This is a genomic window from Aneurinibacillus danicus, assembly GCF_007991215.1.
In the GTDB taxonomy this organism is placed as follows: Bacteria; Bacillota; Bacilli; order Aneurinibacillales; family Aneurinibacillaceae; genus Aneurinibacillus; species Aneurinibacillus danicus.
On sequence record NZ_BJXX01000095.1, the window covers coordinates 1 to 2,379 of the forward strand.

General features: G+C 48.7%; 1 protein-coding gene. It reads left to right on the plus strand.

What is annotated here, in order from left to right:
• Positions 1–223 precede the first annotated feature (223 nt).
• The gene (locus ADA01nite_RS10930) at positions 224–2,335 is read left to right on the plus strand and encodes a hypothetical protein (RefSeq protein WP_146810004.1); all 2,112 of its coding nucleotides are present in this window, start codon (positions 224–226) and stop codon (positions 2,333–2,335) included.
• The last annotated feature ends 44 nt before the right edge of the window (positions 2,336–2,379 follow it).

Genomic DNA, 2,379 nt, shown 5'->3' on the forward strand with positions numbered 1-2,379 from the left:
TTTTCATGTCGGGGCTGCGGCTGAGATGCCATGGTGGTTTTCTAAATATGCACTATATTATAGCCTATTTTTTATATAACGATAAACATTCTGGATGGACTTCTCCTGGGTAAAAAAGTCTATTTTTTTCTTGTCTTTTTTGAGAAAGCTCATTATACTTAATTCAGATAATGATAATCATTTTCATAGCGAGATAAGAGAAAGAATAGGGGGAGGAAAACAGATGTCAGTCAAGAAAAGAAAATACCCGTTTCGTGTCGTCATGTCAGTAGGGTTAGCTTCCGTTCTGGCTTTTTTAAGTGGATGCGGAGCGAGTGAGCAAGCGGCAAGCACGAACCAGGTTACGAGCGGGAAAGCCGAAGAGAAAAAACAAGGGATAACGGTACCTGTAAAAGACTATACCTTTGATACAGCGGGCAATATGTTTGCCTATGCAGAGTTTGAACTGTCCGGTGAGCCGATGGTTGAAGCGCTCGGCTTAAATCTTGATGTGCTCGACCCGGCAAAAGTGGATCAACCGTCCGTGTTCGACTATACGGCAGGGATTGAGTCGTACGAGTATTCCGAAGAAGCCATGTATGAAGTGGTAGAAAAATCCGGCCTGGGCTTGCATATGGTACATGCTCCTGAAGTAAAACGGTTGGCACAGCAAGCAGGAAAGAAAGAAAACGAGACGCTGGCGCATCGCTTTGTAGAGTTCGCAGATGCGGTCGGCTATGCGCCGGAAGAGATTACACGCAATATGTATCCGACGTTTATTGAATACAGCAAAGCGGACCCGCATTATATACAGCCCGTCGACACGGGAAAATTTGCCGATGGAGAGAATGGTACCTACATACCAAAATACCAGGTGGACTTTGCAAGCCTGCGCTGGGATCGGGCAAAGATGGATAAGACACTGACGCCGGCTGCATACGGTGCGACGTTCTTAAAACAAGCGTTATGGGCGGGTGATTTTCTGGGCGGTACCCATAAAAAAGACACGGATGAAGAGTTGGAGGCCAAAACATCAACAGACGATAAGGACCCCAATATTCGCCTTGGCGTGAGTTCTGTAGATGGGATGCAGGGGATGATTCTCGCTGAGCAGATGTGGAATAAAACGTCTTATATCCGTGATAATCTATTCTACAACCCGCAAACAAAAAAACTAGAGAAGGCGACGGGTGCTGCCTATGATCCGAAAAAGAAATTGGTCTATTTGCCGCACGCCATCCTGGTAGCGGAGAACGGAGAGAAAGAATACGTCAATGCGCAATCCCTTGAAGTCAAGGATGCACGCAGCTTGTTGAAGGATCAATGGCTTATGCTGTGGCCGGCGGCCGAGTATTTTGGCATGACGGACCAACGAGCGGCGAATACCAATACGAATCCGGCGTTCCGTGCCGTCTACGATGGTAAACCGTTCCCCGCAGCGCCGAAGCAAAATACCGATAACCTGACCGACAACGATGTCGTAAGCAATGATCCGTATTCGGTGAATCGTGATATTATGCTACAGGTATTCAAAAACATTGAGGCTATGCATTGGAATGAGAAAGAAGGCATTTTTGTCGACGAGCACGACGGGCAGAAGGCAGGCAAGCATATGGATATGTTCGATGCGGGCTATACGCTTGAAGCGTTGCGCATCTTCCAGCGCGCCGTTGACGGATTGCCGGTTGGGTATGCGAGCGGCGATGACGCTAAGGGACTTGACACACAAGAAGGCAAGGCTGCTTTGGCGATGATCAAGAAACAGGCGGATTTCATCCTCGCCAACATGATAGATGAGCAGGGACTCGTAGCCAACGGGTGGACCATCGGAGAAGGCAAAGATAAAGAGGAGCCCACGCTGCTGGCGCAAACAGGCGCTATTCGCGGGTTGACGGCCGCCTTCCTTGCGACAAAAGAGGAAAAATACCGCGAGGCTGCGCGCAAAATCTATGCGGCTATGGATCAAACCATGTGGGATGCAGAGGCCAAAGCGTACAAAACATCAGGCGACAAGTATGAATATGATGCCTTCACGGCCGGAGCCGTATCCGGCGCCTTCCGCATGGCTATTGCCTCTTTGCATAACATAGCGACGGATAAAGAAAAGCTGCCGGCGTTGGAGAGAAAGACAATTATTTCCCGTTACGTCGACTTTTATAACCAAGTAATCGATGGGCCGGCGCTTGACCAGGGCATGCAGGCAAGCGAGTTCTGGGATACTGGCGATTTCTATAAGGAAGGTGACAAATCGGGCAACACGGACAATGACAACGTACCGCAGATTCAAGCCGGTCATGGCCAGCATGGCATCGCACCTGTGCTGCTTTCGGTGGAAGTGAAAAAAGAAGGAAAATAATAGAAAATCACTATAGAGTTTCAGCCGCAACCCCGACATGAAAA